General features: G+C 64.2%; 21 protein-coding genes. 9 read left to right on the forward strand and 12 right to left on the reverse strand.

Annotation, left to right across the window (positions count from 1 at the left end; translation table 11 throughout):
• Nucleotides 1-132: 132 nt before the first annotated feature.
• The 3 genes from boxC to XH88_RS13880 form a co-directional block, all read right to left on the reverse strand.
• On the reverse strand, nt 133-1,821 hold the full coding sequence (gene boxC / locus XH88_RS13870; RefSeq protein WP_271668848.1) for a 2,3-epoxybenzoyl-CoA dihydrolase: 1,689 nt from the start codon (nt 1,819-1,821) through the stop codon (nt 133-135).
• A 131-nt stretch (nt 1,822-1,952) separates the two neighbouring features.
• Nucleotides 1,953-2,765 (reverse strand): alpha/beta fold hydrolase, encoded by an 813-nt coding sequence (locus XH88_RS13875; protein ID WP_271668849.1) that lies wholly within the window; start codon nt 2,763-2,765, stop codon nt 1,953-1,955.
• Nucleotides 2,766-2,881: 116 nt separating this feature from the next.
• Nucleotides 2,882-4,423: a benzoate-CoA ligase family protein gene (locus XH88_RS13880; protein ID WP_271668850.1), complete on the reverse strand. Its 1,542-nt coding sequence runs from the start codon at nt 4,421-4,423 to the stop codon at nt 2,882-2,884.
• 121 nt (nt 4,424-4,544) lie between these two features.
• Between XH88_RS13880 and XH88_RS13885 the strand changes: the two genes are divergently transcribed.
• On the forward strand, nt 4,545-5,453 hold the full coding sequence (locus XH88_RS13885; protein WP_271668851.1) for a helix-turn-helix transcriptional regulator: 909 nt from the start codon (nt 4,545-4,547) through the stop codon (nt 5,451-5,453).
• A gap of 2 nt (nt 5,454-5,455) precedes the next feature.
• Nucleotides 5,456-5,848: a group II truncated hemoglobin gene (locus XH88_RS13890; RefSeq protein ID WP_271668852.1), complete on the forward strand. Its 393-nt coding sequence runs from the start codon at nt 5,456-5,458 to the stop codon at nt 5,846-5,848.
• Between the two features lie 107 nt (nt 5,849-5,955).
• Here XH88_RS13890 and XH88_RS13895 read toward each other — a convergent pair whose 3' ends face one another.
• Together XH88_RS13895 and XH88_RS13900 are read right to left on the reverse strand one after the other, a co-directional pair.
• Nucleotides 5,956-6,288, reverse strand: coding sequence for a PRC-barrel domain-containing protein (locus XH88_RS13895; RefSeq protein ID WP_271668853.1), 333 nt, complete (start codon nt 6,286-6,288; stop codon nt 5,956-5,958).
• A gap of 61 nt (nt 6,289-6,349) precedes the next feature.
• Nucleotides 6,350-7,135: an IclR family transcriptional regulator domain-containing protein gene (locus XH88_RS13900; RefSeq protein ID WP_271668854.1), complete on the reverse strand. Its 786-nt coding sequence runs from the start codon at nt 7,133-7,135 to the stop codon at nt 6,350-6,352.
• A 114-nt stretch (nt 7,136-7,249) separates the two neighbouring features.
• Between XH88_RS13900 and XH88_RS13905 the strand changes: the two genes are divergently transcribed.
• The 3 genes from XH88_RS13905 to XH88_RS13915 all read left to right on the forward strand — a co-directional run bounded on the left by XH88_RS13905 (nt 7,250) and on the right by XH88_RS13915 (nt 10,867).
• Nucleotides 7,250-8,608 (forward strand): aromatic ring-hydroxylating dioxygenase subunit alpha, encoded by a 1,359-nt coding sequence (locus tag XH88_RS13905; RefSeq protein ID WP_271668855.1) that lies wholly within the window; start codon nt 7,250-7,252, stop codon nt 8,606-8,608.
• A gap of 193 nt (nt 8,609-8,801) precedes the next feature.
• Entirely contained in the window at nt 8,802-10,238 is a 1,437-nt protein-coding gene (locus XH88_RS13910) for a glutamine synthetase family protein (protein ID WP_271668856.1), read from the forward strand.
• 290 nt (nt 10,239-10,528) lie between these two features.
• Nucleotides 10,529-10,867 (forward strand): hypothetical protein, encoded by a 339-nt coding sequence (locus XH88_RS13915; protein ID WP_271668857.1) that lies wholly within the window; start codon nt 10,529-10,531, stop codon nt 10,865-10,867.
• 122 nt (nt 10,868-10,989) lie between these two features.
• Here the strand turns inward: XH88_RS13915 and XH88_RS13920 are convergent, their stop codons facing one another.
• The 7 genes from XH88_RS13920 to XH88_RS13950 all read right to left on the reverse strand — a co-directional run bounded on the left by XH88_RS13920 (nt 10,990) and on the right by XH88_RS13950 (nt 16,325).
• Nucleotides 10,990-11,718, reverse strand: coding sequence for an ABC transporter ATP-binding protein (locus XH88_RS13920; protein WP_271668858.1), 729 nt, complete (start codon nt 11,716-11,718; stop codon nt 10,990-10,992).
• Nucleotides 11,711-12,478, reverse strand: coding sequence for an ABC transporter ATP-binding protein (locus XH88_RS13925; protein ID WP_271668859.1), 768 nt, complete (start codon nt 12,476-12,478; stop codon nt 11,711-11,713). Before XH88_RS13925 ends, XH88_RS13920 begins: the two co-directional genes overlap by 8 nt.
• Nucleotides 12,471-13,415, reverse strand: a complete 945-nt coding sequence (locus XH88_RS13930; protein WP_271668860.1) for a branched-chain amino acid ABC transporter permease — start codon at nt 13,413-13,415, stop codon at nt 12,471-12,473. Before XH88_RS13930 ends, XH88_RS13925 begins: the two co-directional genes overlap by 8 nt.
• Entirely contained in the window at nt 13,412-14,329 is a 918-nt protein-coding gene (locus tag XH88_RS13935) for a branched-chain amino acid ABC transporter permease (RefSeq protein WP_271668861.1), read from the reverse strand. The genes XH88_RS13930 and XH88_RS13935 overlap by 4 nt, the downstream gene beginning before the upstream one ends.
• Nucleotides 14,330-14,635: 306 nt before the next feature.
• A complete protein-coding gene (locus XH88_RS13940) occupies nt 14,636-14,854 on the reverse strand; it encodes a hypothetical protein (RefSeq protein WP_333909250.1) in 219 nt (72 codons plus the stop codon).
• A gap of 1 nt (nt 14,855) precedes the next feature.
• A complete protein-coding gene (locus tag XH88_RS13945; RefSeq protein ID WP_271668863.1) occupies nt 14,856-15,515 on the reverse strand; it encodes an acyl-homoserine-lactone synthase in 660 nt (219 codons plus the stop codon).
• Nucleotides 15,516-15,596: 81 nt separating this feature from the next.
• Complete coding sequence (locus tag XH88_RS13950) at nt 15,597-16,325, reverse strand: helix-turn-helix transcriptional regulator (RefSeq protein ID WP_271668864.1); 729 nt, start codon at nt 16,323-16,325, stop codon at nt 15,597-15,599.
• A gap of 167 nt (nt 16,326-16,492) precedes the next feature.
• Here XH88_RS13950 and XH88_RS13955 point away from each other — a divergent pair, with 167 nt between their 5' ends.
• The 4 genes from XH88_RS13955 (at nt 16,493) to XH88_RS13970 (ending at nt 20,006) form a co-directional block, all read left to right on the forward strand.
• Nucleotides 16,493-16,669: a hypothetical protein gene (locus tag XH88_RS13955; RefSeq protein WP_271668865.1), complete on the forward strand. Its 177-nt coding sequence runs from the start codon at nt 16,493-16,495 to the stop codon at nt 16,667-16,669.
• Between the two features lie 201 nt (nt 16,670-16,870).
• Nucleotides 16,871-17,809: a LysR family transcriptional regulator gene (locus XH88_RS13960; protein ID WP_271668866.1), complete on the forward strand. Its 939-nt coding sequence runs from the start codon at nt 16,871-16,873 to the stop codon at nt 17,807-17,809.
• 132 nt (nt 17,810-17,941) lie between these two features.
• Nucleotides 17,942-18,820, forward strand: coding sequence for a shikimate dehydrogenase (locus XH88_RS13965; protein ID WP_271668867.1), 879 nt, complete (start codon nt 17,942-17,944; stop codon nt 18,818-18,820).
• A 55-nt stretch (nt 18,821-18,875) separates the two neighbouring features.
• A complete protein-coding gene (locus tag XH88_RS13970) occupies nt 18,876-20,006 on the forward strand; it encodes an ABC transporter substrate-binding protein (RefSeq protein WP_271668868.1) in 1,131 nt (376 codons plus the stop codon).
• Nucleotides 20,007-20,113 lie beyond the last annotated feature (107 nt).

Here is a 20,113-nt window from a genome sequence, read left to right on the forward strand (position 1 = left end):
TCGGTCTCTTCCCGGACGCAATGCGGCGCGAAGTGCTGCACTGCTGAGCCGGGACCTATCGTTAGGTCCGTCTGGCTCCCGGTTCTGCGCAGCGTCACTTCGTGCCGCAGCGCGCCCGGGACACGAAAGTCATCAAACCCGCGTCATATCGAATTTCGGCTTCTGGCCGCTGCCATAGCGGCGCAGCGCGCCTTCCTCGCCGACCGCGTTGGGGCGCTGGAAGATCCAGTTCTGCCAGGCGGTGAGGCGCGCGAAGATCTTTGATTCCATGGTCTCGGGGCCGACGAAGCGCAGGCTCGCTTCCATGCCGGTGAGACTGTCGGGCGAGAAGCTGGCGCGCTCCTCAAGGAAGACGCGGACTTCATCGTCCCAGTCGATGTCGTCGAGCGCGAAGGTGACAAGCCCGAGCTCCTCAGCCTCCTCTGCGTCCAAGCTCGTCCCGATTGTCGCTTCGGCGCGCTCCACATCGGACGGATCGGCCTGGAAGCGCGACTGCAGCCGCGTCAGGCCGTGGCTCATCGGATACGGACCAAAGTTCATCGCTGAAAGTTCAATCGACGGCGGCTGCTGGTTGTCGCCCTGGCGCGTGCCGATCAGCATGTAAGAGCGGTCGGCGGCGAACACGAGTTCGGCGAGCGTGCCGGCAAAGCAGGAGCCGGGCTCGACCAGCGTCACCAGCGTGCGCGAGGTGACATCGATTCGCTTGAGCACGCGCTTCCAGTAATGCCTGACCTCGTTGACCAGCCAGTGCGCCTTGTTGGCTTCCAGGAAGGCGTCGCAGGCGAGCACATGAGCGCGGTCGCCATGGCTCTTGAACACCAGCATGGCGATCTCGAGCTCGTTGATGCGCAGGTGCAGGATGGCGTCGTCGAGCTCGCGGGCAACCTGGAGCGGCCAGAACGAGGCTCCTAGCGCCATCATGCCGTCGATGTCGGCGGGCGGTGACATCTCGGGCGCCTTGATCGAGATGGTTGCGATCCGTGCGGCGCGATCGACGTCGACGGTGACGAAGCCATAGCGGATGCTCGTCGCGTCGATGACGCGCTTGAGCGGCGTCAGCGCGATGCCCCTGCCGCTGCCCTGGCGCTTCGAGGCGGCCGCGAACTCCTTGGCGCGCTCGGCGATCCTGGCTTCGAGCTTGGAGTTCGGCGCGATCTCGTCAACGAGGCGCCATTGCACCGCGCGCTTGCCCTTCACGCCCTCCTCGATGGTGCAGAAGAAATCGGCATGGTCGCGGCGCACTTTGCGCTTGTCGACGACGCGGGTGAGGCCGCCGGTGCCGGGCAGCACGGCGAGCAGCGGGACCTCGGGCAAGGCGACAGCGGACGCGCCGTCATCGGCGAGGATGATGTGATCGGTCGCGAGCGCGAGCTCATAGCCGCCGCCGGCAGCGGAGCCATTCACCACGGTGATGAAGCGCTGGCCGGAATTCTCCGACGAGTCTTCCATGCCGTTGCGGGTCTCGTTGGTGAACTTGCAGAAATTGACCTTGTGGGCATGGGTGGAGCCCGCGAGCATGCGGATGTTTGCGCCGGCGCAGAACACGCGGTTCTTGGCCGAGCGCATCACCACGACCTTCACCTCCGGGTGCTCGAAGCGCAGGCGCTGGAGCGCATCAGCGAGTTCGATATCGACGCCGAGATCGTAGGAATTGAGCTTGAGCAGATAGCCTTCGAACAGGCCGCCAGTCTCGTCGACGTCCATGGTCAGCGTCGCGACGTCACCGTCGACCGCCAGCTTCCAGTGCTTGTAGCGCGACGGTTCGGTCTGGAAATCGATGAATGTCGCGCCGCCTGCGAGGCGCCGATCTTCCCCGGCCATGGGCCACCTTTGAGCTTGGTTATGCGGTCTGGAGCGTTAGATGCACAATAATGCATATTATTGGGTAAGTCTAGCTCAAAATCCGAGGCCTGTATGCACTTTGCTTCATCCAGCGCGAGGCCCCAAGGGCCTCACGCCGCCTGGAGGCTAGGGTCGTCCCGCAGGGCGGCCTTCGCAAACTGCGCGATGGCCTCGAGCGTGGGCCCCGGTGCCTCGCGATGCGGTGAATGCGCTGCGCCCGCAATGATCTTCAGATCGACCGGGCAGTAACATTCCTCCTGCGCGATCTCGGCCTGGCGCAGCGTCCCGTACTGGTCGTCCACGCCTTGCAGAACCATGACGGGCACGCGGATATAGGCGAGATAGTCCGAGATGTCCCAATCGCGGAATTTCGGATCGAGCCAGGCGCCGTTCCAGCCATAGAACGCGTTGTCGACCTCCTTGTGCCAGCGCGCCAGCTTCGTCCTGAGCTCCGTGGTCTCATAGGTGGTCTTGATCGCGGCGATGGATCTCACCGAGATGTCTTCGACGATGAAATGCGGCGCGATCAGCGCGATGCCCTGCAAGCGATGATCCTGATGTGAACCGGCATAGATCGCTGCGATCGAGGCCCCGTCGGAATGGCCGAGCAGGAGACCGCGCTTGAAGCCGATCGCGTCGAGGATCTTCGGCAGCACGTCCAGCGCCTCGCGCTGCATGTAGTCGAGCGGCCGCGGCAATGTCACCGGGCTCGACTGACCGTAGCCCGCGCGCGAATAGGCGAAGATGCCCGCGCCCGTGGCTTGCTGGAGCTTCGCCGGAAAATCGCCCCACAAGCCGGCGGAGCCGAGTCCCTCGTGCAGCATAACGATGGTCGGCGCGTCGGCGACTGGCGGGGCGAGCCAGATGTATTCGAGACTGGCGCCATCGATGCTGAGGAAGCCCGTGGGGACGAGATGGGTCATTTCTGCGCTTCTTTCTCTCTCGATCGTCATGCCCGGCTTGACCCGGGCATCCACGTCTCTCTTCGCTCGCGGCGGCGCGTGGATGGCCGGGACAAGCCCGGCCACGACGGCCGTAGCTAATGCGCACCCTCGCGCAATTTGAACCGCTGGATCTTCCCCGTCGCCGTCTTCGGCAGCGAGTCCACCACGTCGATCCAGCGTGGATATTTCCACGGGCCGATCTTCTGCTTGACGTGCTCCTTGAGCATCTCCTGCAAGTTCGTCGTCTTCGCGCCCGGGCGCAGCACGACGAAGGCTTTTGGCTTCAACAGACCTTCCGGATCGGCCTCGGGCACGACCGCGGCTTCCAGTACGGCCGGGTGCGTGATCAGCGCGCTCTCGACCTCGAACGGCGAGACCCAGATGCCGGAAACCTTGAACATGTCGTCGGCCCGGCCGCAGAAGGTGTAGCGGCCGTCAGCGTCGCGAACATATTTGTCACCGGTGCGCGTCCACGGGCCCTCGAAGGTGCGGCGGCTCTTGTGGCGCTGGTTCCAGTAGCCCTCGCCGGCGGAGGGGGCATCGACCAGGAGCTCGCCGACTTCGCCGTCGGCAACGTCCTGTCCGGCTTCGTTTACGAGCCGCACCGCATAGCCCGGCACCGGCTTGCCTGATGAGCCGTACTTGATGTCGCCGGGCGCATTCGAGAGGAAGATGTGCAGCAGCTCGGTCGAGCCGACGCCGTCGAGGATGTCGACGCCGAAGCGCGCCTTCCAGCTGTTGCCGACCGCTTCCGGGAGCGCCTCGCCGGCGGAGGTGCAGATGCGCAGAGCCTTGCCGCCTTGTTCGGCCTTCATGGTCTCGTCGTTCAGCATCGCCGCGAACAGCGTCGGCACGCCGTAGAAGATCGAGGGATTGTAGCGGTTCATCAAATCGAACATGCGCGCGGGCGTCGGCCGTTCGCTGTTGAGGATGACGCTGGCACCGACGGACATCGGAAAAGTCAGTGCATTGCCGAGGCCGTAGGCGAAGAACAGCTTTGCGGCGGAGAGGCAGACGTCGCTCTCGCGGATGCCGAGAACCTGTTTGGCGTAGGTGTCGGCGGTTGCCTGCAAATTCGAATGGATATGGCGCACGCCCTTGGGCATGCCGGTCGAGCCGGACGAATACAGCCAGAACGCCGGCTCATCCGGATGCGTCGCGGCGGTGGTGAACTGGTCGCTCTCGCCGGCGAGCTCTTCCGCGAGCTGCTTGTGGCCGTTCTGCTTGGCCCCGGAGACCACGACATGTTCGAGATCGGGCATGCGGCCGACCACGGCCTTGATGACGGGATAGAGCGCCTCGGAGACGAACAGCACGCGTGCGCGGCAGTCGGCGAGGATGTAGGCGTATTGGTCCGCGGTGAGCAGCGTGTTGAGCGGCACCGGCACGATGCCGGCGCGGATCGCACCCAGGAACACGACCGGGAAGTCGACCGTATCCAGCATGATCATCGCCACGCGCTCCTCGCGGCGAACGCCGAGCCGGCGCAGCATGTTCGCAGCCCGCCGGGTCTGTTGCTGGAGCTCGCCATAGGTGAGCCGCGAGGTCGTGTCATCGAAGGCGAGCTTGCCTCCCCTGCCCTCCTCGACATTGCGGTCGAGCAGCCAGGTCACCGCGTTGTAGGATCCCTCGCTCACGGTCGTCTCCCCCGAATTTAGAATTATAATTCATAGAAAGACACTGCAGCGGCTTGCTGTCAATGCCAGCAGGCACTATGTTTCATTAAAACGCGCCGCAGGACACCCGTAAAGAAGGCTCATGACCGACAGTCCCGACGCCGAATCCCAATTCCTCGAACAGCTGGGGCAGCGCGTGCGCACCATGCGCGCACTGCGCGGCATGTCGCGCAAAGTGCTCGCCAAGGTATCAGGGATTTCGGAGCGCTACATCGCTCAGCTGGAGAGCGGCAAGGGCAACGTCTCCATCGTGCTTTTGCGCCGCGTCTCCGGCGCGATGGGCGCGCATCTGGAAGATCTGCTTCCTTCGGCCGATCCGACACCGGATTGGCAGATGTTTCGCGATCTCTTGCGCAAGGCGACACCGGCGCAGATCGCGCAAGCAAAAGACCTGCTCGCCGGCGGCAGCGCCTCCGCAGCGAGGCGCGCGCCGTTCTGCGGCATTGCGCTGATCGGCCTGCGCGGCGCCGGCAAATCCACGCTCGGCAAGGTCCTGGCAAAAAAGATCGGCTGGAGCTTTGTCGAGCTCAACAAGGAAGTCGAGCAGCAGAACGGGCTCTCCGTCGCCGAGATCATCGCGCTCTACGGCCAGGAAGGTTTTCGCCGCATGGAGCAGGCCGCGCTTCAGCAACTGCTCGCGCGCAACGAACTGATGGTGCTGGCAACCGGCGGCGGCATCGTCTCGGAGCCGTTGACCTTCGACCAGATCCTGACCTCGTTCTACACGATCTGGCTGAAGGCCGAGCCCGAGGAGCACATGGCCCGGGTGCGCCGCCAGGGCGATCTGCGTCCAATGGCGGATGATCGCTCCGCGATGGCCGAGCTGCGCAACATCCTGCTCAGCCGCGAGCCGCTCTATTCGCGTGCGACGGCGGTGGTCGATACGGCGGGGCTCAGCGTCGACGCGGCGGCTGCACGGCTGATCGATGCAGTGCGGCCGGTGCTGCAGAACGAGGCCCGCAGCTTTGGGCTGCGCAGCGTGGCGCTGTAGGAATGGCCGATAGCGACGTCACCACTTCCATGTTCGAGCGGATCGGCGGCCGTGCCACGATCGACCGTCTGGTCGACCGCTTCTACAACCGCATGGACACGCTGCCGGAGGCGAAGGTGATCCGTGCCATGCATGCGGATGACCTCGGCCTGATCCGGGACGTGCTGAAGCGCTATCTCACCGAATGGACGGGTGGGCCGCGCCTCTATACCCCCGAGAAGGGCCATCCGCGGCTGCGCCAGCGCCATTTCGGCTTTGCCATCGGCGATGCCGAGCGCGATGCCTGGATGCTCTGCATGCGCGGCGCGATGGAGGAGACGATAGCCGACAGCGCTGCGCGGCGGGACCTTGATCGCGCGATATCAGGCCTCGCCGACTGGATGCGCAACCGGTAGCGCGGCCTTAGCCGGGATCGAGCGCAGCGCAATCCGGGAAGACTCGACTGCCGTGAGATCCCGGATTTCGCTGCGCTCCATCCGGGCTACGAAGACTGCATTACGACCTAGATTGACCAGTAATGCGGATGCGGGTAGGGCCGCGAGCGGTCGCCCCAGTCGAACGCGTCACCGTCGAACTCGCATGGGCCGCTGCTGAGTTCGTCCAGCGTCACCTCGACGTGGAATGCTTGATGTCCGGGATCGTATTTCAGCGCGCTCCACTGCAGCGGATAGTGGTGATGGGTGCCGAGCAGGCCGCCGGTCTTGACGATGGCATAGGCGACCATGCCGCTCATCTTGTCGAGCATCAGCCGCTCGATCGTGCCGAGCTTCGTGCCGTCGCGCCCGTAGACGGCGACGTGCTCCACGCGATCACTGGGGACCATGGTATGGTTCATGGCGTCCTCCCTGTTCTCTTGTGCTTGGATTATAGCACCGGTTTCCGAGCGGCGGGAGCAGCTAGAGCAGCTGCGACCGCACGGACTCCGCGCCTTCGCGCAACAGCGGCAGGAAGCGGTCGATCAGTTCCTGTGCCGGCACGCGATCGACATGGGCGCCCATGTTGATGGCTGCGACGATCACGTGGTCGTAGCGGCGCACCGGCACCGAGATCGAACGGAAATGCGGCTCGGCTTCGCGGTCGACCAGGGAATAGCCCTGCGACCGGTCGGCTGCGACGCGCGCGAGCAGCGCCGTGGGGTCGGTTACCGTTTGCGGCGTCAGCGCCTCGCGCGTCATCGTCTTCAGGCGGACGAGCAAGTCGGCATCATCGAGCTGGCCCAGCATGGCGCGGCCGACCGAGGTGCAGAATGCCGGCAGCCGATAGCCGATCTCCAATCCGCCTGAAAACATCCGCGCCGGGCTGCTGCGTGCGATGAACACGACGTCGTCGCCGTCGAGCACCGCGAGAGATGAGATTTCGTTCGCGGCTGTTGCGACGCGATCGAGCACCGGCTGCAGCACCGCGACCAGCTGATTGGAGCGCAGATAGGACGCCGCCAGGGTCAGCACATGCGGCGTCAGCGAGAACAGCCTTCCATCGCCACTCACAAAGCCGCCGCGCTGGAGCGTGAACAACATGCGTCGCGTGGTGGCCCGGGGCAGATCGGCAGCGCGGGCGAGATCGCTGAGCGTCATCGGACCGGCATTGGTGCCGAAGCACTGCAAGAGGCGCAGGCCGCGATCGAGGGCTTCGACGAAATCCGTCGCACGCTCGTCGGTTTCGTTCCGCTTCAGCTTCGGCATGAGGGTCCGGATCGTCCTGCAAAATAATGCTTGCTGCCGATCCAAGGCATGTCATAATTCGCCCATTCGTTCAATAGGCGAACAACACTCCACTCCACAGAGGATACACTCGCCATGATGAGCCAGGAGCAGAACGATCTGATCACCCGCACCGGTCCGAAAGACCCGTGCGGCAAGCTGATGCGGAGCTACTGGCAGCCGGCGGCCTTGGTCGATGAGCTCGAGGGTGCGAGGCCGATTCGTCCCGTCAAATTGCTCGGCGAAAACCTGGTGCTGTTTCGCGACGAGGCCGGGCGTTACGGCCTGATCGATCGTCACTGCGCCCATCGCGGCGCTGACCTCGCCTTCGGACGGCTGGAGCATGGTGGTCTGCGCTGCGCTTTCCACGGCTGGCTGTTCGACGCATCCGGCCAGTGCATCGAGACGCCGGCCGAGCCGAAGGATTCAAAGCTCTGCCAGAACATCCGCCAGCGCTCCTATCCCGTGGTGGAGAAGAGCGGCATCCTCTGGGCCTATCTCGGCGAAGGTGAGCCGCCGGCCTTTCCGGAAATCGACTGCTTCATCGCGCCCGGCTCCCACACCTTCGCCTTCAAGGGCCACATGGCCTGCAACTGGCTGCAGGCGCTCGAAGTCGGCATCGATCCCGCCCACGCCTCCTATCTGCACCGCTTCTTCGAGGACGAGGACACGTCGACCGCCTACGGCAAGCAGTTCCGCGGGGCCTCCGCCGGCAGCGACCTGCCGATGACGAAAATCCTGCGCGAATACGATCGCCCGATCATCAATGTCGAGCATACCGAATACGGCCTGCGGCTGATCGCGCTGCGCGAGATCGACGAGGAACGCACTCATGTGCGCGTCACCAACCAGCTCTTCCCGCACGGCTTCGTCATTCCCATGAGCACGGAGATGACGATCACGCAGTGGCACGTGCCTGTCGATGACGAGAACTGCTACTGGTATGCGATCTTCACCAGCTATTCGAACCCGGTCGACAAGCAGAAGATGCGCGACCAGCGCCTCGAACTCTACGAGCTGCCCGACTACATCTCGCGCAAGAACCGCAACAACGATTACGGCTTCGATCCGCACGAGCAGAAAACCGCGACCTACACCGGCATGGGCAACGACATCAACGTCCACGACCAATGGGCGGTGGAATCGATGGGCGCGATCCAGGACCGCACCAGGGAGCATCTCGGTTCGAGCGACAAGGCAATCGTGCAATATCGCCGCCTGCTCCGGCAGGAGATCGAGAAGGTCGCGGCCGGGGACAGGCCGATGCTGTTCCTCGACGAGGCCAACGCACGCAGCATCCAGGGCCCCGCGACCATGGACGGCATCGGGCCGACCCGCGGCTGGGAGACCTATTGGATGGAGGTCGACGTCAAGCGCCGCCGCGGCGCACCATGGACCGCACCGGTGCCGAAGGAGATCGAAGGCAAGGTGCACCGGCTGACGGCGGCGGAGTGACGGTGCCGATCACGGCCGGCGGATCGCGACGGCGGCTCCGCATTCTCCACTGTCATGCTCCGCGAAAGCGGGGCATCCAGTACGCCGCGGCCTCTCGTGGATACGTCGCTGTCTCTGGAATACTGGATCGTCCGCCTTCGCGGACGATGACAGTGTGCCCTATACACTCGCAGAGCGAGAAGGAGCAACCAAAGTGACTTTCGTCGCGCGCCATGGGCTGTGGTCGGATGAGCAGAAGGAGGCGGCGGCACGCATGCGTCGTCTCGTCGAGGACAGGAATCTCGAGGTCATCCGTCTCGCCTTCCCGGACCAGCACGGCATCTTGCGCGGCAAGACCATCGTCGCCTCCGAGGCGATCGCCTCGCTGGAAAGCGGCTGCTCCATCACCACCACGATGCTCGCCAAGGATACATCGCACCGAACGGTGTTTCCGGTGTTCACGTCAGGCGGCGGCTTCGGCATGCAGGAGATGGAGGGCGCCGCCGACGCGCTGATGGTCGCCGATCCCACCACGTTTCGCGTGCTGCCCTGGGCGCCGGCGACGGGCTGGGTGCTGTGCGATCTCTACTTCAGCGACGGCCGCCCGGTGCCGTTCGCGACGCGCGGGCTTTACCGCAAGGTGCTCGACGAGCTCGGAAGCCGTGGCCATGATTTCGTCGCCGGGCTCGAGGTCGAATTCCATATCTTCAGGCTCGACGATCCGCATATGCGCGCGGAGGATGCGGGCCAGCCCGGCACGGCGCCCTCGGTCAGCCTGCTCTCTCACGGCTATCAATACCTCACCGAGCAGCGCTTCGACCAAATGGAGCCGGTGCTGGAGATCCTGCGCCGCGACATCGTCGCGCTCGGGCTGCCCTTGCGCTCGGTCGAGGTCGAATTCGGGCCGAGCCAGTGCGAATTCACCTTCGCGCCGAAGAAGGGCCTGGAGCCCGCCGACAACATGGTGCTGTTCCGCAGCGCCGTGAAGCAGATCGCGCGCCGGCATGGCTATCACGCGACCTTCATGTGCCGGCCAAAGCTGCCGAACCTGTTCGCGAGCGGCTGGCACCTGCATCAATCGATCGTCTCGCGCGCGAGCGGGGAAAATCTGTTCATGACCAGGGAGACCGGCGAGCCGCTGAGCGAGTTCGGGCGTGCCTATCTTGCAGGGCTGCTCGACCACGCCCGTGCAGCGACCGTGTTCACCACGCCGACCATCAACGGCTACAAGCGCTACCGCTCCTATTCGCTGGCGCCCGACCGCGCGATCTGGGGCCGCGACAACAGAGGCGTGATGATCCGCGTGCTCGGCGGCGCGGGCGATGCCGCGACGCGCCTCGAAAACCGCGTCGGCGAGCCCGCAGCCAATCCCTACCTCTATATGGCTGCACAGATCCTCTCAGGCCTCGACGGCGTCGACCGCAAGCTCGATCCCGGCCCCTCCGCCGACACGCCCTACGAGACCAAGGCACCGCTGCTGCCGAAGTCCCTGCGCGATGCGGTCTCGGCGCTGAAGGACGACCCGTTCTTCCGCGAAAAATTCGGCGCCGAGTTTGTCGACTATTACACCCATATCAAGAACGCCGAGATCGACCGCTTCCTGTCGGAGGTGACCGACTGGGAGCACCGCGAATATTTCGAGATGTTTTGACGGAGATCGCCTCACGCGCCTGTGAGGCGACTTCGTGCCGTCTGTTCCGACGACATCGTTTCCCGCTCCGACGAAGCCATTTTCCCCCTGCGACGAAGATCGCCTGAAAAATGCGCCGGCTAGCGTTTGGTCCCATGATCAACAGTGGAGTTCGATCATGTGGGGTCAATTGTTCAGCCTGATTTATCGTCTGTCCTGCCGGACCACGCTGATTGAGATCGGTGCGCATCGCCTGGCGCGCTGACACCGGACAATCTGTCAGAGGGGTTGACCAAATGCAGGAGGCTTCCATGCGCAAGCTGATCCTCATGGCAACGGTATCGTTGCTGGCCAGCCAAGCCCACGCCGGCGGCTCGCGCAGCCTCAGCCTCGCGGCAACGAATGCGAACCAGACAACCGCGCAGACGGCGGCGGCGCCCCCAACAACGCAGGCCCCGGCAGTTGCGCCGGCGGCGACCGTGCAGACAGCGACCACAGCGCCGGCTTCAACTGCGCAGGCCACGCCAGGAGCCACAGCGGCACTGCCGACCGCAGCGCCGGTTGCTACAACGCCCAAGCCGAGGCACCGGGAGCCGTCGACCGAAGCGCGCGTGATCCGCGAGCTGCACCGGCACGGGATTTACTGGTAGGGGCCCTCAGCTCCATCCTCCGTCATCGCGAGCGTAACGGAGCAATCCAGAACTGCCTCCGCGGAGACAGTCTGGATTACTTCGTCGCAAGAGCTCCTCGCAATAACGAGGGGAGAGCGGAATCAAATCCCCAGGAATTTATGCTGCAGATCCGGCTCGGCCATCAGCTGGTCCGACGTGCCGCTCCACACGGTCTTGCCGCGCTCGATGATGAAATGGCGGTCGCAGATACGGGCGAGATGGTCGACGTTCTTGTCGACGACCAGGATCGACTGGCCCCTGCTCTTCAGCAGCGATAGGCAGTTCCAGATCTCCTCACGGATCAGCGGCGCGAGGCCTTCGGTCGCTTCATCGAGGATCAGGAGCTTTGGATTGGTCATCAGCGCGCGACCGATGGCGAGCATCTGCTGCTCGCCGCCGGAGAGCTGGTTGCCCATGTTGGCGGCGCGTTCGGCGAGTCGCGGAAACAGCACGTAGATCGCGGCAAGCGTCCAGGGATTGGCGCTGCCAAAGCGGTCAGCGGCCGCAGCAACCAGATTTTCGCGGACGGTCAGGTTCGGGAAGATCTGGCGCCCCTCCGGCACGAGCCCGATGCCGAGCTTGGCGATCCGGTAGGACGGGAGCTGCCGCACCTCCGTGCCCGCAAAGCGTATGCTGCCCGCGCGTGCCGGCGTCAGGCCCATGATGGAGCGGATGGTCGTGGTCTTGCCCATGCCGTTGCGGCCCATCAGCGAGACCATCTCGCCTGATTTGATCGACAGGGACAGGCCGAACAGCACTTGGGAAAGGCCGTAGCAGGTCTCGATGCCGTCGACGTCGAGCAGCGTGTCAGCCATCGTTTCTTCAGCCATGGCGCGTCACCACATGCTGGTCGCCGAGATAGGCCCGCTTGACGTCCTCGTTGGCACGGATCGCGGCGGGATCGCCGGAGGCGATCACGCGGCCATAGACCAGCACCGAGATACGATCGGCAAGCGCGAACACCGCCGCCATGTCGTGCTCGACCAGCACGATCGAGACTTCCTTGCGCAGCTCCTGGAGGAGTTTCACCATGCCCTGGGATTCGGTGACGCCGAGACCGGCCATGGGTTCGTCGAGCAGCAGCAGTTTCGGCTTGCTGGCGAGCGCCACCGCAAGCTCAATCTGGCGCCGCTCGCCATGGCTCAGCTTCGACACCAGCGCATCGGCGCGATGGGCGAGGCCAACGCGGTCGAGCGCAGCATGAGCCGCATCGCGCAGGCCTTTCTCTTTCCGCGCGTTGGCGAAGAAGCGAAATGAGGTGCCGGCATGGGCCTGCGCCGCCAGTGCGACGTTGTCGGCGGCCGTGAAGTCGAGCAGCAGCGAGGTGATCTGGAACGAACGTGCAAGCCCCAGCGCACAGCGGCGATAGGCCGGCAGATAGGTGATGTCGCGCCCCGCGAGCGTGACGCTGCCGGAATGCGGCTCGAGGTGCCCGGTGAGCTGGCTGATCAGTGTGGTCTTGCCGGCCCCGTTCGGGCCTATGATGGCATGCAACTCACCCGCCGCGACGTCGAGCGAGACGTGATCGGTGGCGACGATGCCACCGAACCGGCGCACCAGCTTTTCGACGCGGAGCAGCGGCTCAGCCACGACCGACCCTCCCGAGCAGGCCCATGATGCCGCCGCGGCCGAACAGCACGATCAGCAGCAACAGCGGGCCCATGATCAGCGCCCAATATTCGGTGATCTGCGACAAGAACTCTTCCAGCAGGAGATAGACCACCGCCCCTATGACAGGGCCGAACAGCGTGCCCATGCCGCCGAGGATGACCATCACCATGAGATCGCCGGAACGAGTCCAGTACATCACGGCCGGGCTGACGAAATCGGTGTTGTTGGCGAGCAGCGCGCCGGCGAGGCCGCACATCGTCCCTGATATAACGAAGCAGGCGAGCTGGTAGCGTTTGGCAGGAAAGCCGATCGCCTGCATGCGCTGCTCGTTGGAGCGCAGGCCCTGCACCACGAGGCCGAATCGCGAATTGACGATGCGCCAGATCAGGAAGATCACGCCGAACAGGCAGGCAAGGCAGAGGTAGTAGAACTGCGTGCGGTTCGACAGGTCGATCAGGCCGGAAAAGTCGCTGCGCTTGTAGACGGTGAGGCCGTCGTCGCCGCCGTAGCGCGCCAGCCCCGAGGCGACATAATAGGCCATCTGCGCGAAAGCGAGCGTGATCATGATGAAATAGACGCCGCGGGTACGCAAAGACAGCGCGCCGATCACCAGCGCGTAAGTAGCAGACGCCGCCAGCGCGACCGGAAACTGGATGAAGCCGGAGCCGACGCCTTCCTGGGCGAGCATGCCGACGGCGTAACCGCCGATGCCGAGATAGGCGGCGTGGCCAAAGCTCATCATGCCGCCGAAGCCCATGATGAGATTGAGGCTGGCCGCCGCGAGCGCCAGGATGACGATGCGGGTGAACAGCGTCAGGATGAAGATGTTGCCGGACAGATGCGAATAGAGCGGCAGCAGCACGAGGCCTGCCAGCATCAGGGCCGTGACGGCCTTGCTCATCGAGAAAGCCTTCATCGACGGTTGGCCGGAAACAGCCCCTCCGGCCGCACAACCAGCACGATCGCCATCAAGAGGTAGATCAGCATCGAAGATAACGCAGGCGCGGCGGTGGAGGCAGCGGCACCGCTCAGCACCTGCCGCAACAGATTGGGCAGGAAGGCGCGGCCGAGCGTGTCGATCATGCCGACGAAGATCGCGGCGAGGAATGCGCCGCGGATCGAGCCGATGCCGCCGATCACGATGATGACGAAGGCTAGGATCAGAATATTCTCGCCCATGCCGATCTGCACGGTGAGGATCGGCGCCTGCATCAGGCCGGCAAGGCCGGCGAGCGCCGCACCCAAGCCGAACACCAGCGTGTAGAGCAGCTTGATGTTGATGCCGAGCGCGCCGATCATCTCGCGATTGGAGGCACCGGCGCGGATCAGCATGCCGATGCGCGTGCGCATCACGCCGACATAGAGCAAGAGCGCCACCAGCAGCGCCACGATGATGATGGCGAGGCGGTAGGCGGGATAATGAATGCCGGGCAGGATCGGCACCGGCACGGTGAGCCAGGCCGGCAGAGGCAGCGCCAGGCCCGCCGGCCCCCAGACCAGGCGGACGGCCTCGTTGAAGAACAGGATGAGGCCGAACGTCGCGAGCACGTGGTCGAGATGGTCGCGCCCGTAGAGATGCCGCAGCGCACTCATCTCGAGCACGATGCCGAGCACGAGCGTGGCGCCAAGCGCCAGCAGCGCGCCGAGCAGGAAGCTGCCGGTCCAGGCGGCGAAGGTCGCGGCGAAATAGGCGCCCATCATGTAGAGCGAGCCGTGCGCGAGATTGACGAGATCCATGATCCCGAACACCAGCGTCAGGCCGGCAGCGAGGAGGAACAGCAGCAGACCGAACTGCAATCCGTTCAAGAACTGTTCGACGACGAGCAGCATCAAGTCTCTTTCAGGCGCATGCAGACGCGCGCCGATGTTCGAACACTGTCGCCATCAGTGAAAGAGCTCCCCCTGCCTCCTCAAGGCGGAAAAATGGGTAATGGCAGTATCGTTCCGAGGCAAGAGCGATTCGACACCCAACATGCACTTTGTTGCATGCCGATGCATGTGATCAAACCGCCCGCGCCAAGCCCGCCCCGGCGAGGAAGCTGCCGGCCCGGGTGGGCCAGCCTGCCGCACCCAAACGATCACCCTCTCCCGTTGCCGGGGAGAGGGTGATCCATCTGCAGAAGTGATGGGGGACGTCTAGTGCGACGTGACCCGACGGGGGAGATCGTCCGGTTCGTTGAGCTCGCTGTTGGCGGTGGAGGCCTCCAGCGCCGCCATACGGAACAAATAGGCCAAGGTCGCCAGCCCACTGTCCTCCGCCATCTGCGCCAGCTCGAGCGCCATGTCGGACATGTAGCCGAGGTTCTCGTCCTTGGTCTGCGCCATGATCTGGCTGTCTCGCATCATGTTCGACATCTCAGGCGGTCTTTCGTTGCGCGGCGGTGCGGCCGCAGAGGTTGGCACGGGCAATGCAATCGAGACGCGGTCCATCCTGATGGACGACCGAAGCCAAGCCGATGCGGTCATGCAGGGCATCGACTGTCTCCTGGCGAATGTCGATGGTCGCCGCCATGGTCCAGGCATTCTCCACCAGCGCCGGCAGGCCAAGCGGTGTCACGACGAAGCCGGCCTCGTGGAAGCGCGGCAACCACCAGGTCTCCATGATCGCGCCGACCTCCGCGATACCTTGATGAAGACAGAACTCCTGCACCGCGGCCATCAGTTGCAGATTGAGGGCACCGTCGCGGCGTTCACGTACGACGAAATAGCGCGACCACTCCCAGACCAGCGGATTCGAAGGGCAGCCGCGCACGGTCGCGAGATGCGGGAACACCTCGCTCATCATCGAAGGCTTGGTGGTCGGATAAAGCCGGTGTCCGCCAACGACGCGGCGCTCCTCCAGCGCGAGAAGATAGACCGTGTCCTCGTTGTCATACGAATCGATCTCGCGGCGATCCGGCTTGCGGAGCGCCTCCCAGTGCCGTTCCTCGACGAAGATGTCGTGGCGCAACTGGAAATGCTGCTCGAGTACGTCTTCGTAGAGGTGGCGGTTCAGCGCGGAAATTGCGTGAATCATGAATCCCCCATTCAGCCTCAATGGAGGTAGCCTCCGCGAAAAGGCGCGGATTCGGTATTGGGAAATTTCCCAATACGCCGCTTAAGGATTGATGATCTTGTGACGAATCGCGAGCGCAACCGCATGCGTACGGTTGACGGCACCCAATTTGCGCGCGGCAGTTGCAAGATGCTCTTCCGCGGTACGCTGCGTGATGTGCAGGATTTCGCCGATCTCCCAGGCCGACTTGCCCTGCGATGCCCACGCGATCACTTCTCGCTCGCGCGGGGTCAGGCGCGCCGACGGATGCGGCGACGGCGAGAGCAGACGGCGAATGTGGTCGAAGCCGTACATCGCCATCAGATGCAGGGCCGGCTTGCTGCGGGCATTGAGATCGAGATGGACGCCACCGAGCGACACCGCGGCTTCATAGCCGGTGAGTCCATGGATAGGCACGGTGAAGCCGCGCGACATCCGAAAATCGGTGGCGCGGTTCATCACCTCGGCCGCGTCCGGCTCGCGTTCGGCATCATACGGCGCTTCCGACCATTCAAACGGATTGACCGATAGCCGGCATAGCCGCACCACCGGGTCGGCGCGGTCGTAGTTGTTATTGGTATAAAGGCTGAACCACCCCGCAGGCCAGCGCTTGGCGAGCACCATCTGCGCGAACCGTTGATCAGGATTCGGCAGACCGGTCACGATGATGGTTTCAAAGCCGAAACGACCGAACGCTGTTTCGAGCGCATCCATGGCCTCCGGAACCCTGTCATAGGCTTCCAGCCCTTCGATGAAGTCCAGCGCTTCGCGGCCATAATCCACGGCGGACATCGATGCGTTCCCTGCCCCTCGTCGCTCCGTATAGCACGTCTTGGCGGCCTGCCTCAATTCACTGCGCCCGTAATATCCCGGTGTGGCGCCGGCACCGAAGATTTAATCTACTTGTGGAGGAAGTGACGTGCAGATACAGCTAGGACGTCTAGAGCGGGAGAGCCACGATGGAAGACGAGAACATCGCCCTCAACAGCGTGCTCGGCCTGGAATTGAACCGCGTGTTTTTCGCCGTTCGCGATACGGCAAACAAGCAGAAGATCATAGAATTCGCGCGTGACGTGCTGCAAAGCGAGCGCCCCAAGCTCGTCGACAGCGCTTCGACGGAAAAGCCCGCGAGCTAGCACGCAGGTCGCGCAGAGGACGGCGATGCAACCGATCGCGCGACGATGCCCTTCGATGTGGGCACTGGCCTTTCTCGAAACAGTGCGACTGCGAAGTTGCCGGTCCCTCCCTACTTCCATTAAAATTCCACTTGCCGCTGGATGACATGACGGCTGTCGTGAGATGATCACCGCCGTGATCGTCTTTCGGATGCCAAGACCATGATGACGCTGCGCCAGGTTGAAGTGATCCGTGCCGTGATGGTGACGGGCACCATTGGCGGCGCGGCGAAGCTGCTCAACGTGTCGGCCCCAGGAATCAGCCGGCTGGTCAAATACACCGAGCGCTCGCTCGGCATCCGCTTCTTCCAGCGCCAGAACGGCCGCTACTTCCCGACGCCGGAGGCCGAAAACATTTTCGAGCAGATCAACGGCGTCTACAAGAAGGTCGACGATCTCTCCGAGATCATCTCCAAGATCGGCCGCGGCGGACTGTCGGAGCTGCGCATCGGCTCGGTGCCGAGCATCTCGCAGGTGATGGTGCCGCGCGCGATCGAGCGCGTGCGCCGCCGCTATCCCGATCTCGGCATCGACATCAACATCCTCAAGCTGGAGGAAGCGATCGACTATCTCATGCTCGGCCGCGGCGAGTGCGTCGCCATGAGCTACCGGCTCGAGCACTCGGGGCTCGACTTCATGCCGCTCGCCTCGGGCGAGCTCTATTGCATCGTGCCGCCCGGCCACGAGCTCGCCGGCCGCAAGCAGGTCTCGGCGGCCGAGATCACCCGCTATCCATTGATCGGGATCGATCCGAACGATCCCTATGGGCGCATCATGGCCGAGATCTTCGCGCGCAACCGGCTCGCCTACGACATCACCATTCGCGCCCGCTTCGGCACCACGGTCTGCGCGCTGGTGAAGGCGGGGCTCGGCATCGCCATCATCGACCAGTTCACGGTGGCCCATGGCGGCTATCCCGGGATCGAGCTCCTGAAGATCACCGAGCCGACCCGGTTCGATACCTACATCGCGGTCAAACGCGGCGCGCCGCTGTCGCTGCATGTCGAGTATTTCATCGAGGCCCTGCGCGCCGAGATGCGCGCAGTCGAGCCGTCCCGCGGCAACGGCAAGGCCGCATCAGGGCGCAGACCAAAGAAATAACATGATGTTAGGTTTGTCGGATAAAAGGGTAATTGTGTTAGGCGGAAGAATGACTATCGTCCCTCTTGGAATTGCGCGGATTTCGCCGCTAATGGCCGGGACCGAATGCTCCCAACGAGACCATACCGAACCATGTCGAAGCGCGGATATCTGGCCAGCAAGAAGCTCCTTACCGGCCTGATCGGCGCGCCGATCGCGCACTCCGCCTCCCCTGCCATGCATGAGCGCGCCGCAGAGGCGCTTGGCCTGCGCGGCCACTATCAGCTCATTGAGGTCGCGGGCGCCGACGCCGCCGGGCTTGCCATGATGCTGGAGGGCGTGCGGCGGCTCGGCTTTGCCGGCGTCAACGTCACCTTCCCCTACAAGGAGGCGGTGGTCCCGCTGCTCGACGAGCTGGCATCGGGTGCGGCCGCGATGGGTGCGGTCAATACCGTCGTCGTCAAAGACGGCCGGTTGATCGGCCATAACACCGACACGACGGGCTTTGCGCGTGCCGTCAAGCCGCTGCTGGCTCCTGCTGGAAACGCGGTGGCCGTCGTCGGCACCGGCGGCGTTGGCAAGGCCATCGGCTTTGCGCTGGCGAGCCTGAAAGTGGCTGACCTCCGCATTTTCGACAGCGAGCCGGCGCGGGCCGAGAGACTCGCCACGCTGCTGGCCAAGCATGGCGGTGCGCGGGTGGCCCGAAGCGTCAAGGACGCGCTCGACGGTGCAACCGGCCTCGTCAACGGCACGCCGGTCGGCATGCTGCCGAACCGGGACAGTCCGGTCCCGGCTTCGCTGCTGCGCCAAAACCTGTGGGTCGCGGATGCCGTTTATTCGCCGCTGATCACGCCGCTCCTTGCCGCAGCGCAAGAGGAGGGCGCGCAGATCATGACGGGGCGCGAGCTTGCGATCTACCAGGCCGCCGACGCCTTCGAATTGTTCACAGGCCTTGCCCCGTCGACCGAAGTCATGGGAGAGGCTTTTGACGCCGTGATGGCCGCGCGTAGCGCCGCCTATCAGGCAGCTTGAGGCGAGGCGGCCGGACACAAGGCCGCTTGCAAAATTGAAATGGGAGGAGAGGACGATGAAATCAACGCTACTGGTGGGCGCGCTGCTCACCGCAATGACGACCACGGGCGCCTTCGCACAGGCGATCAAGCTCGCCGATGTCGCCGAGCTTTCGGGCGGCGGCGCCACCGTCGGCACCAACTGGAAGAACGGCATCGATCTTGCGATCGAGGAGATCAATGCCAAGGGCGGCGTGCTCGGCCGCAAGCTCGAGGTCACCCACGCCGACTCGCAGTCCAACCCGGGCGTTGCCCGCGCCCAGGTGCAGAAGGCGCTCGATGCCGAGCCCTATGTGCTGCTCGGACCCGGCTATTCCGGCTCGGTGAAGGTGACCGCCCCGCTCGCCGCGGAAGCCGGCATCACGCAGATCATGGGCGGCGAAGCCGCCGAGCTGACGCAGGCCGGCAACAAGTTCCTGTTCCGCACCTCGTTCGGCCAGCAGTCGTCGATGCCGAAGGTCGCAAAATACATCCACGACGACATGAAGGCGAAGACGGTCGCAGTCGTCTGGGTCAACAACGATTTCGGCAAGGGTGGGCGTGACGTCATCATCAAGGACCTCGAAGCTCGCGGCACCAAGGTCGTCGCCGATCTCTCCACCGAGGCGGGCCAGGCCGATTTCGCCGCCGACGTCGGCAAGATCAAGGCGGCCAATCCCGATGCCGTCTTCATCTATCTCAACGAAGAGGAGAGCGCGCGCATTCTCAAAGAGCTGAAGCGCCAGGGCGTCACTGCGCCGCTAATGGGCGAAACCACGCTGATCGGCCAGAAGGTGATCGAGCTCGCCGGCGACGCCGCGAACGGTGCCCGCGGCCATGTCGGCCTCACCACCGATGCGCCGGTCGACCTGATCAAGGGTTTTCGCGAGCGCTTCTCGAAGAAGTACAACTATGTCCCCGATCATAACGGCCTGAAGGGTTATCTCGCCGTCTACATGGTGAAGGCCACCACCGAGAAGATGGGCAAGGTCGATTCCAAGGCCTTCGCCGACACCCTGCACGGCTTGACGATCAAGGCCGCCGATGAGCCGGGCATCCTGATGGACGTCACCTTCGATCAGAACGGCGACATCGACCGCCAGAGCTTCCTGGTCGAAGTGGTCGAAGGCAAGCAGGTCGTGAAGCAGGTGCTGCCGAAGCTGAAGTGACCGTGTTCGCCTCTCCCTGAACGCGGGGAGAGGCCGGCGCGCAAAGCGCGGCGGGTGAGGGGGACTCTCCGCGCATTCAACTGTCACCGCCCCTGCGGAGACTCCCC

This window comes from Bradyrhizobium sp. CCBAU 51627 (assembly GCF_028128765.1).
Lineage (GTDB): Bacteria > Pseudomonadota > Alphaproteobacteria > Rhizobiales > Xanthobacteraceae > Bradyrhizobium.

Coding starts and splice junctions, on each gene's coding strand:
- boxC (WP_271668848.1), bottom strand. CDS start 1,821: ATGGCCGGGGAAGATCGGCGCCTCGCAGGCGGCGCGACATTCATCGAT.
- XH88_RS13875 (WP_271668849.1), bottom strand. CDS start 2,765: ATGACCCATCTCGTCCCCACGGGCTTCCTCAGCATCGATGGCGCCAGT.
- XH88_RS13885 (WP_271668851.1), top strand. CDS start 4,545: ATGACCGACAGTCCCGACGCCGAATCCCAATTCCTCGAACAGCTGGGG.
- XH88_RS13890 (WP_271668852.1), top strand. CDS start 5,456: ATGGCCGATAGCGACGTCACCACTTCCATGTTCGAGCGGATCGGCGGC.
- XH88_RS13895 (WP_271668853.1), bottom strand. CDS start 6,288: ATGAACCATACCATGGTCCCCAGTGATCGCGTGGAGCACGTCGCCGTC.
- XH88_RS13900 (WP_271668854.1), bottom strand. CDS start 7,135: ATGCCGAAGCTGAAGCGGAACGAAACCGACGAGCGTGCGACGGATTTC.
- XH88_RS13905 (WP_271668855.1), top strand. CDS start 7,250: ATGATGAGCCAGGAGCAGAACGATCTGATCACCCGCACCGGTCCGAAA.
- XH88_RS13915 (WP_271668857.1), top strand. CDS start 10,529: ATGCGCAAGCTGATCCTCATGGCAACGGTATCGTTGCTGGCCAGCCAA.
- XH88_RS13920 (WP_271668858.1), bottom strand. CDS start 11,718: ATGGCTGAAGAAACGATGGCTGACACGCTGCTCGACGTCGACGGCATC.
- XH88_RS13930 (WP_271668860.1), bottom strand. CDS start 13,415: ATGAAGGCTTTCTCGATGAGCAAGGCCGTCACGGCCCTGATGCTGGCA.
- XH88_RS13935 (WP_271668861.1), bottom strand. CDS start 14,329: ATGCTGCTCGTCGTCGAACAGTTCTTGAACGGATTGCAGTTCGGTCTG.
- XH88_RS13940 (WP_333909250.1), bottom strand. CDS start 14,854: ATGTCGAACATGATGCGAGACAGCCAGATCATGGCGCAGACCAAGGAC.
- XH88_RS13945 (WP_271668863.1), bottom strand. CDS start 15,515: ATGATTCACGCAATTTCCGCGCTGAACCGCCACCTCTACGAAGACGTA.
- XH88_RS13950 (WP_271668864.1), bottom strand. CDS start 16,325: ATGTCCGCCGTGGATTATGGCCGCGAAGCGCTGGACTTCATCGAAGGG.
- XH88_RS13955 (WP_271668865.1), top strand. CDS start 16,493: ATGGAAGACGAGAACATCGCCCTCAACAGCGTGCTCGGCCTGGAATTG.
- XH88_RS13960 (WP_271668866.1), top strand. CDS start 16,871: ATGATGACGCTGCGCCAGGTTGAAGTGATCCGTGCCGTGATGGTGACG.
- XH88_RS13965 (WP_271668867.1), top strand. CDS start 17,942: ATGTCGAAGCGCGGATATCTGGCCAGCAAGAAGCTCCTTACCGGCCTG.
- XH88_RS13970 (WP_271668868.1), top strand. CDS start 18,876: ATGAAATCAACGCTACTGGTGGGCGCGCTGCTCACCGCAATGACGACC.